This is a genomic window from Mycobacterium sp. KBS0706, from assembly GCF_005938675.2.
GTDB lineage: Bacteria > Pseudomonadota > Alphaproteobacteria > DSM-16000 > Inquilinaceae > Inquilinus.
Genome location: NZ_VCCH02000071.1, coordinates 25,141 through 43,170, shown reverse-complemented (window position 1 = coordinate 43,170; position 18,030 = coordinate 25,141). Strand labels below are relative to the sequence as shown.

19 protein-coding genes are annotated in these 18,030 nt (G+C 69.3%); 10 read left to right on the top strand and 9 right to left on the bottom strand.

The window, feature by feature from the left end:
* Window positions 1-256: 256 nt before the first annotated feature.
* Both FFK22_RS29800 and FFK22_RS43280 read right to left on the bottom strand, forming a co-directional pair.
* Entirely contained in the window at window positions 257-1,426 is a 1,170-nt protein-coding gene (locus FFK22_RS29800) for a sulfite oxidase (RefSeq protein WP_138886818.1), read from the bottom strand.
* 114 nt (window positions 1,427-1,540) lie between these two features.
* Window positions 1,541-1,687: a hypothetical protein gene (locus FFK22_RS43280; protein WP_186002727.1), complete on the bottom strand. Its 147-nt coding sequence runs from the start codon at window positions 1,685-1,687 to the stop codon at window positions 1,541-1,543.
* Between the two features lie 400 nt (window positions 1,688-2,087).
* Here FFK22_RS43280 and FFK22_RS29795 point away from each other — a divergent pair, with 400 nt between their 5' ends.
* Window positions 2,088-2,330 (top strand): hypothetical protein, encoded by a 243-nt coding sequence (locus tag FFK22_RS29795; protein ID WP_138886819.1) that lies wholly within the window; start codon window positions 2,088-2,090, stop codon window positions 2,328-2,330.
* Here FFK22_RS29795 and FFK22_RS29790 read toward each other — a convergent pair.
* On the bottom strand, window positions 2,327-2,812 hold the full coding sequence (locus tag FFK22_RS29790) for a Pycsar system effector family protein (protein ID WP_138886820.1): 486 nt from the start codon (window positions 2,810-2,812) through the stop codon (window positions 2,327-2,329). The two genes, FFK22_RS29795 and FFK22_RS29790, sit on opposite strands and share 4 nt — an antisense overlap.
* A gap of 187 nt (window positions 2,813-2,999) precedes the next feature.
* On the opposite strand from FFK22_RS29790, the gene FFK22_RS29785 reads away from it, so the two are divergent.
* The gene (locus FFK22_RS29785) at window positions 3,000-3,293 is read left to right on the top strand and encodes a GYD domain-containing protein (protein ID WP_138886821.1); all 294 of its coding nucleotides are present in this window, start codon (window positions 3,000-3,002) and stop codon (window positions 3,291-3,293) included.
* Here FFK22_RS29785 and FFK22_RS29780 read toward each other — a convergent pair.
* On the bottom strand, window positions 3,290-4,600 hold the full coding sequence (locus FFK22_RS29780) for an MFS transporter (RefSeq protein WP_221938959.1): 1,311 nt from the start codon (window positions 4,598-4,600) through the stop codon (window positions 3,290-3,292). The two genes, FFK22_RS29785 and FFK22_RS29780, sit on opposite strands and share 4 nt — an antisense overlap.
* Window positions 4,601-4,753: 153 nt before the next feature.
* On the opposite strand from FFK22_RS29780, the gene FFK22_RS29775 reads away from it, so the two are divergent.
* The 4 genes from FFK22_RS29775 (at window position 4,754) to FFK22_RS29760 (ending at window position 8,862) form a co-directional block, all read left to right on the top strand.
* Window positions 4,754-6,274 (top strand): serine hydrolase, encoded by a 1,521-nt coding sequence (locus FFK22_RS29775; protein ID WP_221938958.1) that lies wholly within the window; start codon window positions 4,754-4,756, stop codon window positions 6,272-6,274.
* Between the two features lie 66 nt (window positions 6,275-6,340).
* Complete coding sequence (locus FFK22_RS29770; RefSeq protein ID WP_138886823.1) at window positions 6,341-6,841, top strand: hypothetical protein; 501 nt, start codon at window positions 6,341-6,343, stop codon at window positions 6,839-6,841.
* 21 nt (window positions 6,842-6,862) lie between these two features.
* The gene (locus tag FFK22_RS29765) at window positions 6,863-7,762 is read left to right on the top strand and encodes an NAD(P)H-binding protein (protein WP_138886824.1); all 900 of its coding nucleotides are present in this window, start codon (window positions 6,863-6,865) and stop codon (window positions 7,760-7,762) included.
* Between the two features lie 230 nt (window positions 7,763-7,992).
* Entirely contained in the window at window positions 7,993-8,862 is an 870-nt protein-coding gene (locus FFK22_RS29760) for an NAD(P)-dependent oxidoreductase (protein WP_138886825.1), read from the top strand.
* A 63-nt stretch (window positions 8,863-8,925) separates the two neighbouring features.
* Here the strand turns inward: FFK22_RS29760 and FFK22_RS29755 are convergent, their stop codons facing one another.
* The gene (locus tag FFK22_RS29755; protein ID WP_138886826.1) at window positions 8,926-9,621 is read right to left on the bottom strand and encodes a TerC family protein; all 696 of its coding nucleotides are present in this window, start codon (window positions 9,619-9,621) and stop codon (window positions 8,926-8,928) included.
* A 141-nt stretch (window positions 9,622-9,762) separates the two neighbouring features.
* The gene (locus FFK22_RS29750) at window positions 9,763-10,065 is read right to left on the bottom strand and encodes a hypothetical protein (RefSeq protein ID WP_143956891.1); all 303 of its coding nucleotides are present in this window, start codon (window positions 10,063-10,065) and stop codon (window positions 9,763-9,765) included.
* Window positions 10,066-10,290: 225 nt separating this feature from the next.
* On the opposite strand from FFK22_RS29750, the gene FFK22_RS29745 reads away from it, so the two are divergent.
* Window positions 10,291-11,301: an aldo/keto reductase gene (locus tag FFK22_RS29745; protein WP_138886828.1), complete on the top strand. Its 1,011-nt coding sequence runs from the start codon at window positions 10,291-10,293 to the stop codon at window positions 11,299-11,301.
* A 136-nt stretch (window positions 11,302-11,437) separates the two neighbouring features.
* Here the strand turns inward: FFK22_RS29745 and FFK22_RS29740 are convergent, their stop codons facing one another.
* From FFK22_RS29740 to FFK22_RS29730, 3 genes are all read right to left on the bottom strand, one after another.
* Window positions 11,438-13,135, bottom strand: coding sequence for an AMP-binding protein (locus FFK22_RS29740; protein WP_138886829.1), 1,698 nt, complete (start codon window positions 13,133-13,135; stop codon window positions 11,438-11,440).
* 88 nt (window positions 13,136-13,223) lie between these two features.
* Window positions 13,224-13,511: a hypothetical protein gene (locus FFK22_RS29735; RefSeq protein ID WP_138886830.1), complete on the bottom strand. Its 288-nt coding sequence runs from the start codon at window positions 13,509-13,511 to the stop codon at window positions 13,224-13,226.
* A 210-nt stretch (window positions 13,512-13,721) separates the two neighbouring features.
* A complete protein-coding gene (locus tag FFK22_RS29730; RefSeq protein WP_138886831.1) occupies window positions 13,722-14,186 on the bottom strand; it encodes a VOC family protein in 465 nt (154 codons plus the stop codon).
* Window positions 14,187-14,486: 300 nt separating this feature from the next.
* Between FFK22_RS29730 and FFK22_RS29725 the strand changes: the two genes are divergently transcribed.
* The 3 genes from FFK22_RS29725 to FFK22_RS29715 are packed head-to-tail and all read left to right on the top strand — an operon-like array spanning window position 14,487 to window position 18,018.
* Entirely contained in the window at window positions 14,487-14,771 is a 285-nt protein-coding gene (locus FFK22_RS29725; protein ID WP_138886832.1) for a hypothetical protein, read from the top strand.
* A gap of 11 nt (window positions 14,772-14,782) precedes the next feature.
* Window positions 14,783-15,847 (top strand): glycosyltransferase family 4 protein, encoded by a 1,065-nt coding sequence (locus tag FFK22_RS29720; protein WP_221938957.1) that lies wholly within the window; start codon window positions 14,783-14,785, stop codon window positions 15,845-15,847.
* Window positions 15,844-18,018, top strand: coding sequence for an amylo-alpha-1,6-glucosidase (locus tag FFK22_RS29715; RefSeq protein ID WP_221938956.1), 2,175 nt, complete (start codon window positions 15,844-15,846; stop codon window positions 18,016-18,018). Before FFK22_RS29720 ends, FFK22_RS29715 begins: the two co-directional genes overlap by 4 nt.
* Window positions 18,019-18,030 lie beyond the last annotated feature (12 nt).

Below are 18,030 nucleotides of genomic sequence, written 5' to 3'. Positions count from 1 at the left end.
GCCCGGCATGATGGCTGCTTTCGGGCACCCTGCCGCGGGCTTGGCGGGCGGGGATGGGCAGGAAGCGGAAGCTGCGGCCGAGATCGCTTAATGACCGCTCCGAACGGTAGCGGACGCCCTATTCGCGGTGCCGGCGCCTGTAGGCTTTGCGCGATAAAGGCGCTGTCACGCCTCGGGACTGATCAGCCACGATTTGCGCGAAAAAGGGCGCCCTCCGATGGCCGGTTTCCTCGGATACGACTATCGGTGATTCCTGTCACGTGATCCGGACGTGCCGCGTAATCTGTCCGTTGCTCTCCCAATAGGTCTTCTTGTTGGCGATCAGCGGATCGTCCATCGCAGGCTGAACATTGCCGGCTGTATCTATGGCGCGAGAGGTAATTGCGTGCTCGCCGGGCGTGGCCGGCCAGTCGAGGTGCCAGAAGCGCCACGCAAACGGCGACTTGTCCGCTTTCTCGAGCGCGGCCTTCGCCCAGGGGCCACTATCGACCTTGACCTCGACGGCGGCGATCGGCACAGGCCCCCACGCCATCCCGGCGATGCGATAGTGGCCGTCGTTCAGCGTCACCCGCGCCGGAGCGGACTTCAGCAGGCACGGACCCACGGAGCTTTCCACAACGACAGTTTCTCCATCGTGCCGCTCTTCGCGTACGGAGACGTAGTCGCGCCCCATGAAGCGATTCATGAATGGCGTGTCGCGCACTTCGATACGGCGCAGCCATTTGACGTTGGCAACGCCGTACCAGCCCGGTGCGATCAGGCGTACCGGCGCACCGTGGTCCGTCGGCAGCGCTTCTCCGTTCATTTCGTAGCAGAGCAGATTCGCCGGATTCATCGCGTCCTTGATCGACATGGCGCGCGCGAAATTCGCAGTGAACGTCAGCTCCAGCGGCGTGCCCGCACGCAGTACCTCGGTTCCCTGATCGGCACCAAAGAACACAATCTCGATGGCGTTGCTCTTGACCCGTGCCGCCGTCAAGATGTCTGCGAGCGAAGTGCCGCCCCATTCAGCATTGCCGATCCCGCTCGTGAAGAATGGAAGTCCGTTATTTCCCGAGCACTCTAATGTGTAGTTGACGCTTTGGCGCGGCTTGGCCTTCAGATCGTCAAGTGTGAGGCTGAGCGGCGTGCCGACATTTCCACCGACCTCGAGCTTCCATTTGGCTGGATTGATCTTTGGCCACTCGTAATGACCAATGCTGAAGAACTTGTCATTCGGTGTGATCCAAGTGTCGAGGCTTTCCCAAGATCCGAGATTCTTGATAACTGCCTGAGCTGGCGGCGGCACGGGCGGGGGTTGATCCGACCAAGGGACGATCTTACCCACTTCTTGCGCAAACGCGGCCGAACCGTAACGATCCAGTAGCAATAACCCGGCTGCTGTGCCGGTGCTGAGCAGAAATTGCCGACGCTGTAGCTGTTCCACTGACAACTCCTCCCTATTTTGGGGCGCAGCCCACCCGGACACCTGGTTGCCGATATGCGCTGCTTCCTGGCTGACCGGCTTGGCCCTCTCGTCGACCCTCCGAGCCCTGATCAGCTACTTCGCTGCCTCGGTCGCCTTAATTGCCTCACGCATCAACACGGCACCGCCGTCGATCTCCTTTCTGAAGGCGGCCATGTCGACCTGATTTCCGTTCAGACCGTGCTCCACTGCCGGCACATGGCCCAAATCGGCCGAGCGCACGACATCTCTCTATTGGTTCTCAGTTGAGCCAACAGCATATGATGTCTATTGAAGTAGCGATCTAGCCCCGAAATGCCCTAGTCTGTAGTCTAGGCGATGCGAGGTGTTTTCATCTGTCGATGGTCAGCATGGATTAATTCCCAGGGTTGAGAATTTTTACTTCGTCCATCGATAACGATGCGCCTATTTATTTTACCAGTCACGAAGATTCGTGATCAATGTCTGCAAAATTTCTTCCTCAACTGTGCCGGGAATGCCTGGCAGTCCATCGAATCGCGGATGTCCAGCCTCGGATGCCCCATCATCCAAGAGCGCGCGCCAGGCTCCACCATGCCTTCGGTTGACGGCAGGATGGATTCTGGCGCTGGCGTTCTCTCGATTTGGAGATATTATCCCGAATATGAGAGATTCGACGCCATCGCAGCTCCTCTTCGGCCTCGGCCACAATGGCGGTCCGCCGCTGGAGGAGGAGCATCCGGATTCAGCGCCGTCCTGGCGGCATTTCTGCTGGAAGAAGGCGCATGCCGCCGCGTGGAAGACGCCGCCGCGCGAGGTGGCGCTGCGCCGCCTGGCCCGGGCCGAGGAGCTCGGCATGAGCTATCGCGACTACACGCTGGCGATCATGGAGGGGAAGTATCTCTAGCCGGTCGCCATCAGCAGCACATAGCAGAGGATGACCACGGCCAGGCATCTGAACGCCCAGGCGACATAGCGGTACTTGGCCTGGCAGATCGCCGCCAGGTTGCGGGCGTTGGCGGTGTATTCCGCGGCGATGAAGCCGGGCTCGGTGCGGCGGGAGGCGTGATCCAGCCGCTCGCCGGCCTGGGGCCAGGCCGCCCAGTACAGGCAGGCGCCGCCATTGCGCTTGCGTGGCAGCAGCACCAGCGCGACGCAGACCAGCCCAGCGGCCAGCGCGACGACGAGGGCCAGGCACAGGACCCATTTGGCGGAGGGGAAGGGGACGATCCTGGTCCAGGTGAAGACCGACCGCATCTCCGGCGACCACGCCACCAGCGCGATCAGGAAGGTGAAGATGTAGGCCGCCTTCTGGTCGGCGATCTTGATCTGCTCCTGGAAGGTCTGGTTGATGGTCTTCAGGTAGTCGATGTGTTCGGCGGCATTCATCTGAGGCTGGACAATTCCACGATAGAAATACCCGGTTGGGAATAAAGGCTGAGCCGGGAAATGGCAAGCCGCCTACACCCTATAGCCCTCTGCGCGCCACTCGCGGGCGGTGCTAGTATTGGCAGCCGGCCCGCGGGGCTCAGGCTCCACGTCAAGCGCCTCCCGGTGCCGGACAGGGAGTGCAATCATGGCAACCTATGTCTTGCTCGGCGACTGGACCGAGCCCGGGATCCGTGCCGTTGCCGACTCGCCGAAGCGGCTCGACGCGGCCAAGTCTCTGCTCCAGGAGATGGGCGGCCAGTTCAAGGCCTTCTACATGACCATGGGCGAGCACGACTTCGTGCTCGTCTATGACGCGCCGGACGATGCCGTCGCGGCCCGCTTCACCTTGATGACGGGCCGTCAGGGCTTTGTCCGGACCAGCACGCTGAAGGCGTTCCCGGAAGCGGCCTACCGCGAGATCATCAACTCGGTCGGCTAGCCGGCCGAGCGCTCGCGGGCGGATGCCGGTGGCGCGGCGCGCAAGTGCCGCGCCATCAGCAGGGCGATCGCGGCGGCGGCGGCCAGGCTGGCGGCCAGCAGGGCCATGCCGGCGGTGAAGCTGCCGGTCGAGTCCTTGATCCAGCCGACCGCATAGGGCCCGACGAAGCCGCCGAGATTGCCGATCGAGTTGATCAGGGCGATGCCGCCGGCCGCGGCGGTGCCGCCGAGGAACGCCGGCGGCATGGTCCAGAACGGCCCGAGCGTGGCGTAGATGCCGACCGCGGCGACGCCGAGGCAGACCAGCGACAGCACATTCGACGAGGTGGCGATGCTGGCGGCGAAGCCGATGGCGCTGACCAGGGCCGGCAGGGCGACATGCAGCACGCGCTCGCCGGTGCGGTCGCTGTGCCGGCCCCAGAGCAGCATGGCGCCGGCGCTGACCAGATAGGGCAGGGCGATGATCCAGCCGGTCTGGAGGGTGGTGAAGCCCATGCCCTTGACGATTTGCGGCAGCCACAGGCCGATGCCGTAGAGCCCGATGACGATGCCGAAATAGACCAGGCCGAGCAGGAGCACCCGCGGATCGGCCAGCGCCGGCCATAGGTCGTGCAGCGGCGGGTGCGGCGCGGCGGCGCGGTCGCGCGCCAGGTCGGCGGCGATGGCGGCGCGCTCGCGATCGTCGAGCCAGGGCGCCTTGGCCGGGCCGTCCGGCAGCCACGCCAGGACCAGCAGGCCGAGCAGGCAGGCCGGCAGCCCCTCGATGATGAACAGCCACTGCCAGCCCTTCAGCCCGAACCAGAGATGGGTGGCGTCGAGGATGATGCCGGAGATCGGCGCGCCGATGGCGCTGGCCAGCGGCACCGCGGCCATGAACAGGGCGACGAAGCGGGCCCGCCGCGCTGCCGGGAACCAGTAGGTCAGGTACAGGATCATGCCCGGCAGGAACCCGGCCTCGGCGGCGCCGAGCAGGAAGCGCAGGATGGTGTAGCCCCAGATCCCCTGGACGAAGGCCATGGCCGCCGAGATCAGGCCCCAGGTGACCATGATCCGGCAGATCCACAGCCGCGCCCCGACCTTCTCCAGGATCACGTTGCTCGGCACCTCGAACAGGAAGTAGCCGAAGAAGAAGATCCCGGCGCCCCAGCCGAAGACATAGGGCGTGATGCCGAGGTCGGCATTCATGGTCAGGGCGGCGAAGCCGACATTCACCCGGTCGAGGAAGCTGACCAGGTAGAGCAGGATCATGAAGGGGATCAGGCGCAGGCTGACCTTGCGGTACAGCGCCTCGCGATCGGCGTCCGGCACGTCGGTCCTCCCCTTTCGACCCAGCGGGTCCTGCGACTCGCCGCCGAGCGTAGGAACGGATCGCCGATCGAGGAAGCCAAAACCTGTGATCCTGCCTATAACGGGGCGTGATCGGACGGCGCAGGCCGAATCCGGCGAAGACGGGAGGCGATGATGGGCGAGCTGCGCTGGTCGGCGGCGGCGGAGGCGGCGGCCGGGATCGCCGCGGCGTGGGGACCGGGCGAGCCGGGCGGCGGCGTCGCCGTGTTCGACGCGCGGGAGATCCGGGCCGAGGCCTGCGGCGGGGTCGACAGCCTGGCCGGCGGCAACGCCTTCTCCGGCGACACCGTGGTGCGCTACGCCTCGGTCACCAAGCACGTCTTTGCGGCGCTGGCGCTGTGCCCCCAGGCGAGCAAGGGCGACGGCATCGGCCTGGACGAACCGCTGGGCCGGCTGCTGCCGGGGCTACGCGGCGACCTGGCCATGGTCACGGTCGGCCGGGCCCTCGACATGACCGGCGGCCTGCCGGATCTGCGCGAGACCCTGTCGCTGCTCGGCGTGCCGCAGGGGGCGGCGGTGGGGCGCGAGGAGAGCCTCGATTTCCTGTACCGCCTGACCGAGCTGAACTTCCCGTCCGGGCACGAGATCTCCTACTCCAACACCGGCTACCGGCTGGTCGATGCGGCGCTGCTGCGCCGGGGCCTGAGCTTCGCCGGGCTGGTGCGCGACCGCATCGCCGGGCCGCTCGGCATCGGCTTCCGCGTGCCGGAGACCTGGTTCGACCCGGTCCGCGGGCTCGGGCCCGGCTATTGGAAGGATGCGAGCGGCGCCTGGCAGCTCGCCGCCTCGGGCCAGCATCTCTCGGCCTCCGGCTGCCTGACCGGCAGTCTGCGCGACCTGGTGCGCTGGCAGCAGGCGGTGCTGGCCGACCGCGGGCCGGGGCAGGGCGTGCTGGCCCGGCTCGGCGCGCCGCGCACTCTCGCCGACGGGCGGCCGACCGCTTACGGGCTGGGCCTCGCCTGGTCGCGGCTCGGCCAACGCCGGCTGGTCGGGCATGGCGGCTCGCTGCTCGGCTACAAGACCTATTTCCTGCTGGACCCGCAGCTGGGCGTCGGCGCCGCCGTCGTCTCCAATCGCGAGGACACGGTCTCGCACGGCACGGCGATGACGCTGATGGCGGCGCTGCTCGGCGAGGAACTGCCGCAGCGCGGCACCGCGATCCCGGACGGGCTCTATGTGGCCGAGCAGGGGCCGGACTGGCTCGAGCTGAAGGACGGGGTTGCCAGCTTCCTCGGCACCGGCGAAACCCTCTATCGCGGCGAGGAGGGCTGGTCGGTCTCGCTCTCCGCCCATTTCCCGATGCGGCTGCGTTGGACCGGCGAGGTGGTGGAAGGGGAGATCGGTCATGCCGGGCGCCGCTTCCGCCCGATCGCGCCGGACGGCGTGCTCGACCGGGTGCAAGGCGAATGGCTGTGCCCGGAGCACCACGCCGCCTTCACCATCGCCGGTGAGCGACTGGAGATGGGCACCGGTCCGATCCGCACGTCGTCGGCGCTGCTGCCGCTGGGCGGCGGCCGGCTGCTGGCCGAGGGCCGCGACGCGCCCTGGCCGCAGCGGATCGGCCTGGCCTTCGCGGGCGACACCGTCCGGCTGGCGATGAACCGAAGCCGGGTGCTGCGCTTCCGGAGAGGCTAGGGGCGCGGAACGGCGGCGGGCCGCATCCCGTTCTCTCGGCGGAGGGGCTGCCGAGGAGACGATGCGATGCAGCAGGCCCGTCAATGGAATGTCACTGCGCTGTTCGATTCGCCGAAGGATGCGGAGGATGCGGTCGAGCGGCTGATCGCCACGCGCATCTCGAAGGACCGGATCCGCCTGGTTCCGGGCGACGAGGTCGACCCCAAGGGTGATCCCGAGGTCTGGAACGAAGAGGTGCCCACGCCGCGGCAGCGGATGGGGGTCCTGGAATCGCTGCGCGGCCTGTTCTTCCCCGATGACGAGCGCTTCACCTATGGCGAGCACCTCCACCGCGGCTCCTGCATGGTCACAGTCCAGGTCACGGATGCGGAGCATGACCGCGTGCTCGACATCCTGGACGACGAGGGCACGGTCGACATGGATGCGCGCGAGGACCGCTGGCGCGCCGGCGGCTGGGCCGGCCCGGTGGTGCCGTTGACCGCGGCCAATGAGGATGATTCGGTCTGGCGCCGCGACGTCGGCCGCAGCCGGCCGCGCGTCCGCTCCTACATCGGCGGCGCGCGGTGAAGATTGGCGGCTGAGCACCCGATGATCAAACCGCGGGTCACGGTGTTCGGCGGCACCGGCTTTCTCGGCCGGCGCGTGGTGCGGCAGCTGGCGGAGCAGGGCTTCCCCGTCCGGGCCGCATCGCGGCACCCCGGCGGTGATCCATCGCGCGCCGGTGACGGCACGGTCGAGCCGGTTCAGGCGGATGTGACTGACGACCGCTCGGTGGCAGCGGCCGTCGCCGGCGCCCAGGCCGTGGTCAATGCCGTCAGCCTCTATGTCGAGCGTGGCGGGTTGACCTTCCGCGCCATCCATGTCGACGCCGCCGCCCGGATTGCGCGGGAGGCGCAGCGGGCCGGCGTGAAGACCCTGGTCCATGTCTCCGGCATCGGAGCGGATCCTGCCTCGCGCTCGCCCTATATCCGCAGCCGCGGCGAAGGCGAGCAGGCGGTGCGCGCGGCGTTTCCGCAGACGATCCTGGTCCGACCGGCCGCCATGATAGGGTCGGACGACACCTTCCTGGTGCCGCTGGCCCGGATGCTGCGCCGGGCGCCGGTCTTTCCGCTGTTCGGCGGCGGCCGGACTGAGCTGCAGCCGGCCTATGTCGAGGATGTAGCGGCGGCGGTCGTCCGGGCGATGGCGGGGCAGGGCGGCGTCACCTATGAGCTCGGTGGCGGGGCCGTCTATCGCTATCGCGAGCTGATCGAACTGGTCGCCCGGCATGTCGGCCGCCGGCCGCTTCTGCTGCCGGTGCCGTTCCCGGCCTGGCAGGCGCTGGCCCTGATCGCGGAGCAGCTGCCGCATCCGCGGATCGCGCGGAACCAGGTGGAGCTGATGCAGTTCGACACCGTCGCCGACCCGGACATGCCGGGGTTCTCGACCCTGGAGATGACGCCGCTGTCCGCCGGGCAGGTTCTGCCGCTGGTCGTTCCTGCCGGCTGAGAGACCGTTTGGAAATGCTGCTGGCGAGGCCGTCTGATGGCGGTTTCTGCGCTTCCGGTGCTCACGGACTATAACGTCCGCTGCGCGCCGGTTCTCGAAACCACCACCAGCCGACTCACGCCAGCGCATTCTCAAACGGTCTCTGAGGGTTCACGGGCCTTGCGGATCGCGCCATGATCTTCCGGCCGGGGCCAGGAAGGGGCGGCCGCCGGCAGAGCGGAGGACATCCGATGAAACCGACCATCGCCGTCATCGCCCCCGGGGCGATGGGCAGCGGCATCGCCCGGCGCCTGACCGACCATGGCGCGACCGTCCCGACCCTGCTCGACGGGCGCAGCGCCGGCACCGTTGCACGGGCCCGGGCCGCCGGCATGCAGGCGGCCGACGAGGCAGCGGTCGCCGCGGCCGACGTCGTCCTGTCGATCGTGCCGCCCGGCGAGGCCGTGGCTTTGGCCGGGCGGCTGGCGCCGGCCCTGCGCGCAGCGCCCCGCAAGCCGGTCTATGTCGACTGCAACGCGGTCAATGTCGAGACCGTGCAGGCCATCGCCGCGATTGTCGCGCCGACGGGCGCCGGCTTCGCCGATGGCGGCATCATTGGCGGGCCGCCCGCGCCCGGCGGACCCAAAGGGTCCGGGCCGGTGCTGTACCTGGCCGGGCCGGAGGCGGCGCGGCTCGGCGTGCTCGGCGAGCTGGGCCTGCGCATCCGCGTGCTGGACGGGCCGGTCGGCGCCGCCTCGGCGCTGAAGATGAGCTATGCCGGCATCAACAAGGGCCTGACCGGTCTGGCCGCCGCCATGATCCTGGCGGCCGAGCAGGCTGGCGCCGGGCCGGCGCTGCATGCCGAGCTGGCGGACAGCCAGCCGCAGTTGCTGGCGAAGTTCGAGCGGTCGGTGCCGGACATGTACGCCAAGGCCTATCGCTGGGTCGCCGAGATGCGCGAGATCGCCGATTTCCTCGGCCGCGACGACCCGGCGCGCCTGATCTACGAGGGCATGGCCGGGCTGTATGAGCGGCTGGCCGCCGATGTCGCCGGAGAGAAGCGGGACATCGCGGCGCTGGACGCCTTCCTGGCGACCGGCAAGGCCGACGCGGCGGCGTGATGCCGGCGCCGATCCATCGGCCGAACGCGGCGTCCCCGGCCCGCGCGTCCGGCCGGTGCAGCCTCAGGCCTCCTGTTCCTTGTGCCTGGCGGCGCGACGGCTGAGAACATAGCCGAGCGCCACCACGAAGACCGCGCCGATCGCGGCGGCAGGGAGTTCGATGCGCTGGCTGAGCTCTTCGCCGAGGGTCCCGAGCAGCCACGGGTCGGATACGAGCATATCGCCGGCGACCCAGCCGAGCAGCGCGGCTCCGGCCCAGACCAGGATCGGCAGGCGGCTGAGCAGCGTCATGATGACCGCCGCGCCGGCGACGATCAGCGGCACCGAGATGATCAGGCCGGTGATGAGCAGCGTGGCGGAATCCTTCGCCACGGCGGCGATGGCCAGGACATTGTCGAGGCTCATCACCGCATCGGCGATCGCAACGGTGCGGATCGCGTGCCAGAGCTGGGCGGTCTGCTGCACCGCGCCGCCGCCCTCTTCGTCCTCGCCGAGCACCAGCTTGACTGAGATCCACAGCAGCAGGCAGCCGCCGACGATCTTCAGGAACGGCGTCGAGAGCAGCGCCGCGACGACGACGGTGAAGACGACGCGCAGAACGACCGCGACGAGGGCGCCGAGCACCATGCCGGGACGCTGCTTGTCCGCCGGCAGGCCTCGGCAGGCCATGGCGATGACGACGGCATTGTCGCCGGACAGGATGATGTTGATCCAGATGATCTGCACGAGCTTGAGCAGCTCGGGGCCGAGACTTTCCATGGGAACCTACTCCGAAGGCGTGCCGCAGGGGCGGCATGCGCGACGTTCCGGCCGGCGTGCGGCTCCTGGTGGCCGCAGGTCGCGGGGTGTCGCGGACGAGGCGACCCGGCGCACCGCAAGGCACGCCTGACCGCCATCGCTTCAGAGCATCGGAGGACCTGTACAGGGATGGGCCGACGGGCGAGGGATAGAGGGACGCCAGGCATCGGTCGCCCGGTAGTCGGCACCTGCGGCGCAGGGAAGACCGGCGAGGGCGAGGAAGGTCGCGTCTTCCCGGGCTGCTTCCTCCTCGGGATCTTCGGCAACGCTGAGCGTGGCGTTGACGAGGATCGCAGCGTCGCCCTGCGGATCGTCGGGCTCCGAGAGACAATTCCCGAATTCGCTGCCGGTGAACGGCGCGTCGACGGTCGGCGCCACGATCGCCAGCAGCAGCGCGAACAGCACCAGCAAGACCTGCGAAAGGCCGCTATGGAGGCGGGACTGACGCAGAACGGGCCTCTCTCGACAGGTCTAATTTCAGGATTTTTTACATTCGAGGGGGGCTCCCGCCATGTCAAGCGCCCAGCCGTGCCGGCGCGCAGGCACGGCTGCCTTGCGCTCGACGGGAGAGGCAGGACCGCCGTTTCGGGCCATGATCCCGGTCTCGCGCAGGCGGAAGGAGCAAGGCCGATGGACTATCGCAACCTCGGGCGCAGCGGGCTGAAGGTGTCGCCGCTGTGCCTCGGCACCATGATGTTCGGCGGCCCGACCGACGAGCCGACCGCGACCCGCATCACCGACCAGGCGCGGGAGGCGGGGATCAACTTCATCGACACCGCCGATGTCTATACCGGCGGCAGGTCGGAGGAGATCGTCGGCCGGGCGATCGCCACCCACCGCAACTGGTGGGTGCTGGCGACCAAGCTGGCGAACCCGACCAGCGACGGCCCGAACGACCGCGGCCTGTCGCGCCGCCGCGCCTTCCTCGCGGTGGAGGACAGCCTGCGCCGCCTCGGCACCGACACGGTCGACATCCTCTATCTGCACAAGGAGGATGCGACGACGCCGCTGGCGGAGACGGTGTCGGCGCTGGCCGACCTGATCCGCCAGGGCAAGATCCGGTATTTCGGCGTGTCGAACTACCGGTCCTGGCGGGTGGCGGAGATCTGCCGGCTGTGCGACCAGGCCGGGATCGAGCGGCCGGTGGTCAGCCAGCCCTATTACAACCTCTTGAACCGGATGCCGGAGACCGAGCATCTGGCGGCCTGCGCCTATTTCGGGCTCGGCGTGGTGCCCTACAGCCCGCTGGCCCGCGGCGTGCTGACCGGTAAGTACAGGCCGGGGTCGGCGCCGGGCGAGGACACCCGCGCCGGCCGCCAGGACAAGCGCATCCTGGAGACGGAGTGGCGGCCGGAGAGCCTGGCGATCGCCGCCGAGTTGGCGGAGCACGCGCGGGGACGAGGCATCACGCCTGGGCAGTTCGCGGTGGCCTGGCTCTTGAACAACCGCATCGTCACCGCGCCGATCGCCGGCCCGCGGACCGAGGAGCAGTGGGCGGATTATCTCGGCGCGCTGGACTATGCCTTCACGGCGGAGGACGAGGCGCTGGTCGACCGGCTGGTGGTCACGGGGCATCCCTCGAGCCCGGGCTACAACGACCCGGCCTATCCGATCGAGGGCCGGGTGCCGCGGGTGGAGTAGGGGAGAGGCACGTACCCCTTCTTGTCATTGCCGGGCTTGACCCGGCAATCCAGGAGCCACCCAGAGCGGCCTCGACATTCCCTGGATGCCCGGGTCAAGCCCGGGCATGACAGATAAGGAGTGGGCGGGCGGTCTTTCAAGCCGTCTCAGCCGCCTTCAGACCCAACTCCTCCTCCATCGCCTGGCGCATGCGGAACTTCTGGATCTTGCCGGTCACGGTCATCGGGAAGGCGTCGACGAAGCGGATGTAGCGCGGGATCTTCTGGTGCGCGATCTGGCCGTCGCAAAAGCCGCGCACCTCCTCCGCCGTCAGGCCCTCGCCCTCGCGGATGCGGATCCAGGCGCACAGCTCCTCGCCGTATTTCGGGTCGGGCACGCCGAACACCTGCACGTCCTGGATCTTCGGGTGGCGGTACAGGAACTCCTCGACCTCGCGCGGATAAACGTTCTCGCCGCCGCGGATCACCAGGTCCTTGATCCGGCCGACGATGTTGCAGAAGCCCTCGGCGTCGAGCACCGCCAGGTCGCCGGAATGCATCCAGCCGGCGGCGTCCACCACCTCCGACGTCTTGTCCGGCTGGTCCCAGTAGCCGCGCATCACCGAATAGCCGCGCGTGCACAGCTCGCCGCGCACGCCGCGCGGCACGATCCGGCCCTCGGGGTCGACGATCTTGACCTCGAGATGCGGGTGGATCCGGCCGACGGTCGACACCCGCCGCTCCAGCGTGTCGTCGACCGCGCTCTGGAAGCTGACCGGACTGGTCTCGGTCATGCCGTAGCAGATAGTGATCTCGCCGATGTTCATCTGGCCGACCACCCGCTTCATCACCTCGATCGGGCAGGGCGACCCGGCCATGATGCCGGTGCGCAGGCTGCCGAGGTCGAACTCGCCGAAGCGCGGATGGTCGAGCATGGCGATGAACATGGTGGGCACGCCGTACAGCGCGGTGCAGCGCTCCTCCGCCACCGTGGCCAGGGTGGCCAGCGGGTCGAAGCCCTCGCCGGGATAGACCATGGCGGCGCCATGGGTGACGGCGGCGAGGTTGCCCATGACCATGCCGAAGCAGTGGTACAGCGGCACCGGGATGCAGATCCGGTCCTGCTCGCCCAGCGCCAGGCCGCGGCCGACGAAGTACCCGTTGTTCAGGATGTTATGGTGGCTGAGGGTCACGCCCTTGGGCGAGCCGGTGGTGCCGCTGGTGAACTGGATGTTGGCCGGGTCGTCGAATTGCAGCGTGCCGGCCAACGCCGCCAACCGGTCCCGCTCGGCCGCGCCGCCCAGGCCGGCGACGTTGTCGAAGGGGATGGTGCCCGGCGCCGTCCCCCCGATCTGGATGATCCTGCGCAGCGTCGGCAGCTTCACCGCGTGCAGCCGGCCCGGCTCGGCCGCCGCCAGCTCCGGCGCCAGGGTGTTGAGCATGCCGAGATAGTCGCTGGTCTTGAACGCGGTGGCGGTGACCAGGGCGGCGCAGCCGACCAGGTTGAGGGCGTATTCCAGCTCATGCAGCCGGTAGGCCGGGTTGACCGTGACCAGGATCAGCCCGGCCTTGGCGGCGGCGAACTGGGTCAGCGCCCATTCCGCCCGGTTCAGCGACCAGATGCCGATGCGGTCGCCGGGCTGCAGGCCGAGGGCGAGCAGGCCGGCGGCGAAGGAATCGGCCCGCTCGGCGAGGTCGCGCCAGCTCCAGCGCAGGCCGAGGGCCCCCTGGGCCCGGTCGATCAGCGCCGGCCGGTCGGGCCAGCGCGCGGCGGCGCGGTCCAGCGCCTGGCCGATGGTCTCGCCCAGCAGCGGCGCCTCGGCGATGCCGCTGACATAGCTCGGTCCGCTGACCATGGGCGCGCCTCCCGATCCGCCTCGCTGTTTGCGGGCAGTCTAGCGGGCGGGCTGCCGCTTGCGCAGGCCGAAAACGCCCCGCGGGCGGCTACTCGATCCAGCCGCGCTCGTCATTGGCCGCCACCAGCGCCTTGTCGAAGGCGCGGAGGTCGAAGCGGCGGGCCTCGTCCTCCTCGGCGGCGGTCAGCGGGTCATTCCGCCGCATCTCCGCCTCCGCCTCCTCGTCGCGGCCCTGCCGCAGCAGGTCGGTGGCGTGCTTCCAGTTGAGCCGCTGCCGCGGCACCGGACCCGAGCCGGTCTGCGCCCAGTCGCGCAGGCCGATGCAAAGGGAGGTGAAGAGAAGCAGGCCGGGATCGCCGTTCGCTTCCTGGCTCATGGGGACTCCAAGCGTTCTGTTCCGGAATGACATGGCCCGGAGCCGCGCAGGGACAACCGAAGCCTCGGCGAACGGGCAGGCTGGCCCGTTCGCCGCCCGGACTAGACCGGCTTGGATGGGGGCGTCAACGCCCACGGACGACAACCCTGCCGCCCGGTATCGATGGATGGGGAGGGGGAGGGCGCCGTGGCGCCGTCCCCTGCCATCCGGTCAGGCCGCCGGCGCGGGGGCCGGGGAGGTGACCATCCAGGACACGCCGAAGCGGTCGGCCACCATGCCGAAGCGCGAGGCGAAGAAGGCCGGCCCCATCGGCATCTGCACCTGACCGCCCTCGGACAGGGCGGCGAAGGTCTTCTCGGCCTCCGCGTCGGTCGGCATTTCGAGGGCCAGGGAGACGCCCTTGAACTCGGCGTTGCCCTGGCACATGCCGTCGGAGACGAACAGCGTCGTGCCGCGGATGGTGACGCAGGCATGCATCACCTTCTCGGCCATCTCGGGCGTCACCGGGCCGCAGCCCTCCTGCGGCTGCGCATCCGGCGGCGGTGGCGGCGCGTCCTTGAAGCGGAACACCTGCTCGACCTTGGCGGCGAGGGCGCGGGTGTAGAATTCGAGCGCTTCGTCGCAGCGCCCGTCGAAGAACAGGTAGGGCTTGATCGCTTGCGAACTGGGTTGCATGGCGGCGTTCCTCTCCTGGGTTTGAGCTCTCGGACCGGCCGGAAATGCCGGTTCTGATGCAAGGACGTATGGCGCCGACGGGATCCGACAGCCCTGGCGAATTTTTTGGCAGCGGCCGGCCTGGCGAGAAATTCATCGCAGCCTCGGAACAAGATCGCCCCCACACCGGTTGGAAAGCGCGTCGACCTCATCCATGCGAGCGGGACGGCAGGGCCCCTTCCCGGTCGAAGCGGCGCCCGGCGACGCTCGCGATCAGCATGCCCCGGCGACGGGGCCGCCCCTGGAAGAGAAAGGACCAGCATGACCGGTTCGGCATCATCCACCAGCGCAAGAGTTGTCGCTGCCTATCGCTCCAGCCGCGAGGCCGGGGCGGACGAATGGGCCGCGTGCGAGAAGGCGCTCGACGTGTTCCGCCGGACCCACCCGGACGCCTCTGCCGATTTCGTCAACACCTTCGTCTCCGAGGCGCTGCGCGAGGCGTATCCGCCCGATCGCGTGGGCACGTCACGCAAGCCGGCGCCGGCCGCCGCGGCGCTGCGGCGCGCGGTGCATCCCACCGGGGCAGGCGCCGGTCCGCAGTCGTAGCCGCAGGTTCGATGATGAAGATCGCCCAGATCGCTCCCCTCTACGAAGCGGTGCCGCCGCGGCTGTATGGCGGCACGGAGAGGATCGTCGCCCATCTGTCCGATGCGCTGGTCGACCTCGGCCATGACGTGACGCTGTTCTCCAGCGCCGACGCCCACACGCGGGCCACGCTGGTGCCGGTGCGCGACCAGGCCTTCCGCCTCGACCCCAGCCCGCTGAAATCCGACTACGCCGCGCATCTGTCGATGCTGCACGAGCTGCGGCGCCGGACCGACGAGTTCGACGTCATCCATTTCCATGTCGACCTGATCCATTTCCCGCTGTTCGAGGCGATCGCCCATCGCACCGTGACCACCCTGCACGGCCGGCTGGACCTGAAGGACCTGCCGGAGGCCTATCGCTGCTTTCCGGATTATCCGCTGGTCTCGATCTCGGACTCCCAGCGCCTGCCGCTGGCCGACGCCAACTGGGCGGCGACGGTCCATCACGGCCTGGCGGAGGAGCTGTTCCATCCGACGCCTGCGCCGAAGGGCGACTATCTCGCCTTCCTTGGCCGGATCTCGCCGGAGAAGCGGCCGGACCGAGCGATCGAGATCGCCCGCCGCTCGGGCCGCCGGCTGCGCATCGCGGCCAAGGTCGACGACGCCGACCGGATCTATTTCAAGGAGGCGATCGAGCCGCTGCTGTCCGACCCGCTGGTCGAGTTCATCGGCGAGATCGGCGACGACGCCAAGGCCGAGTTCCTCGGCAACGCCGCCGGGCTGATCTTCCCGATCGACTGGCCCGAGCCCTTCGGCCTGGTGATGATCGAGGCCATGGCCTGCGGCACGCCGGTGATCGCCTGGGGTTGCGGCTCGGTGCCGGAGGTGATCGACCATGGCGTGAGCGGCTTCATCGTCCGGTCGATGGACGAGGCGGTGGCGGCGGTCGGGCGCCTGCCGGCGCTGGACCGCGGCGAGATCCGCGGGACCTTCGAGCGCCGCTTTTCGAGCCGGGTGATGGCCGAGCGCTATCTCGAGCTGTATGGCCGCCTGGCCGGCGACGGCGTGGCCCCAGCCCTGCTGGCCGCCGAGTGAGCCGGCCCGAGCTCGTTCCGGAAGAGCCCGTTCCGGATCCCGCGCCGCCGCCCGACGCCTCGGCCCGGCGCGTGCCGCTGCGCATGTATGCGCTGAAGCACGGCGACACCTTCCTGGTCGCCGACGCGCTCGGCAACATCGCCGGCGACGATGACGGGCTGTTCCACAACGACACCCGCATCCTGTCCCGCTTCGTCGTCCTGCTCGGCGGCGAGCTGCCGTCGCTGCTCGGCGCCGGGCTGAGCCAGGACAACGCCGTCTTCACCAGCCACTCGACCAACCGGACGCCGTCGCCGCTGGGCGACGAGGGGCTGCCGAACGGGGCGATCCATCTGCAGCGGTCGCGGCTGCTGTGGAACGACCGGCTGTACGAGCAGCTCCGGGTCGAGAATTTCGGCCAGGCCGAGGTCCGGGTGCCGCTCGCGATCCGCTTCGGCGCGGATTTCCACGACATGTTCGAGGTGCGCGGCGCCTCGCGGCTGCATCGCGGCCGGGTGGCCGAGCCGGAGGTGCGCGGCGACTCGGCTGTGTTGCGCTACACCGGGCTGGACAAGGTTGGGCGCCAGGCGGTGATCCGGTTCTCGGAGACGCCGCAGCGGCTCGACGGCGACACCGCGGAGTTCCTGTTCCGCCTGCCGGGCCACGGCGCCCTCGACCTCTATGTCGAGGTCGGAGCCGAGGAGGCGCCAGAGGCGCCAAGCCGGCCGCGGTTCCGCCATGCCTGCGCCCAGGCCAAGCGGCGGATGCGGACCCTGTCGCGCTACGGCACGGTGCTGCGCAGCTCCGGCCGGCTGTTCAACGACTGGATCGAGAAGTCGCGGGCCGACCTGTCGCTGCTGGTCACCGAGCTGCCGACCGGGCCCTATCCCTATGCCGGCATCCCCTGGTTCTCGACCACCTTCGGCCGCGACGCCATCATCACCGCGCTGCAGACGCTGTGGCTGAGCCCGGCGCTGGCGCGGGGCGTGCTGCGCTTCCTGGCGGCGCGCCAGGCGCTGGAGGCCTCGGCCTTCAAGGACGCCCAGCCCGGCAAGATCATGCACGAGGCGCGGCGGGGCGAGATGGTCGCGCTCGGCGAGCTGCCCTTCGCCGAATACTATGGCGGGGTCGACACCACGCCGCTCTTCGTCATGCTGGCCGGCGCCTATGCCAGCCGCACCGGCGACACGGCGCTGATCGACGAGTTGTGGCCGGCGCTGCTGCGCGCCATCGGCTGGGTCGAGCGGGTGGCCGACGGCAACCCCGGCGGTTTCCTCGACTATGCCCGCAGCTCGGAGAAGGGGCTGTCGAACCAGGGCTGGAAGGACAGCTACGATTCCGTCTTCCATGCCGATGGACGCTTCCCGGACGGGCCGATCGCGCTGGTCGAGGTGCAGGGCTACGCCTTCGCCGCCTTCCGCACCATGGGCGACCTGGCGGCCCAGCGCGGGCTGGACGACGATGCGACGCGATGGTGGGTGCGGGCCGAGGCGCTGCGCGTCGCGGTCGAAGAGCGGTTCTGGATGGAGGATCTGGGCTTCTACGCCCTGGCGCTGGACGGCCACGGCCAGCCCTGCCGCGTCCGCGCCTCCAATGCCGGCCACCTGCTCTATTGCGGCCTGCCGTCGGCGGACCGCGCGGCGCGGGTGGCGCGGCAGTTGCTCGACACGCCGTTCGACTCGGGCTGGGGCGTCCGCACCCTGGCCCGCGGCGAGGCCAACTTCAACCCGATGTCCTATCACAACGGCTCGGTCTGGCCGCATGACGGGGCGCTCTGCGCCGCCGGCCTGTCGCGCTACGGCGAGCGCGCCGGCGTGGTGCGGCTGCTCAGCGGCCTGTTCGAGACCGCCGTGCATTTCGACATGCGACTGCCGGAGCTGTTCTGCGGCTTCCCGCGGGTGCGCGGCGAGGGTCCGATCGCCTATCCGGTGGCCTGCCTGCCGCAGGCCTGGGCCTCCGGCGCGGTGTTCATGACCTTGCAGGCCTGCCTCGGCCTCAAGGTCGACGGAGCCCGCAACCGCATCCGCATCGACCGCCCGCGCCTGCCGAACGGGATCGAGACGCTGACGGTCGAGGCGCTGCCCGTCGGCGAACGGCAGGTCACTCTGACCTTCCGGCGCATCGGCGACCAGGTCGTGGTCTCTCCCAGCAGCACCCGCCCGCCGGAGATCGAGATCATCGCGCGGATGTGAGGCTGGTTGTCG

Coding starts and splice junctions, on each gene's coding strand:
- FFK22_RS29770 (WP_138886823.1), top strand. CDS start 6,341: ATGCAGCAGGCCCGTCAATGGAATGTCACTGCGCTGTTCGATTCGCCG.
- FFK22_RS29755 (WP_138886826.1), bottom strand. CDS start 9,621: ATGGAAAGTCTCGGCCCCGAGCTGCTCAAGCTCGTGCAGATCATCTGG.
- FFK22_RS29785 (WP_138886821.1), top strand. CDS start 3,000: ATGGCAACCTATGTCTTGCTCGGCGACTGGACCGAGCCCGGGATCCGT.
- FFK22_RS29775 (WP_221938958.1), top strand. CDS start 4,754: ATGGGCGAGCTGCGCTGGTCGGCGGCGGCGGAGGCGGCGGCCGGGATC.
- FFK22_RS29725 (WP_138886832.1), top strand. CDS start 14,487: ATGACCGGTTCGGCATCATCCACCAGCGCAAGAGTTGTCGCTGCCTAT.
- FFK22_RS29720 (WP_221938957.1), top strand. CDS start 14,783: ATGATGAAGATCGCCCAGATCGCTCCCCTCTACGAAGCGGTGCCGCCG.
- FFK22_RS29760 (WP_138886825.1), top strand. CDS start 7,993: ATGAAACCGACCATCGCCGTCATCGCCCCCGGGGCGATGGGCAGCGGC.
- FFK22_RS29765 (WP_138886824.1), top strand. CDS start 6,863: ATGATCAAACCGCGGGTCACGGTGTTCGGCGGCACCGGCTTTCTCGGC.
- FFK22_RS29740 (WP_138886829.1), bottom strand. CDS start 13,135: ATGGTCAGCGGACCGAGCTATGTCAGCGGCATCGCCGAGGCGCCGCTG.
- FFK22_RS29795 (WP_138886819.1), top strand. CDS start 2,088: ATGAGAGATTCGACGCCATCGCAGCTCCTCTTCGGCCTCGGCCACAAT.
- FFK22_RS29790 (WP_138886820.1), bottom strand. CDS start 2,812: ATGAATGCCGCCGAACACATCGACTACCTGAAGACCATCAACCAGACC.
- FFK22_RS29730 (WP_138886831.1), bottom strand. CDS start 14,186: ATGCAACCCAGTTCGCAAGCGATCAAGCCCTACCTGTTCTTCGACGGG.
- FFK22_RS29735 (WP_138886830.1), bottom strand. CDS start 13,511: ATGAGCCAGGAAGCGAACGGCGATCCCGGCCTGCTTCTCTTCACCTCC.
- FFK22_RS29745 (WP_138886828.1), top strand. CDS start 10,291: ATGGACTATCGCAACCTCGGGCGCAGCGGGCTGAAGGTGTCGCCGCTG.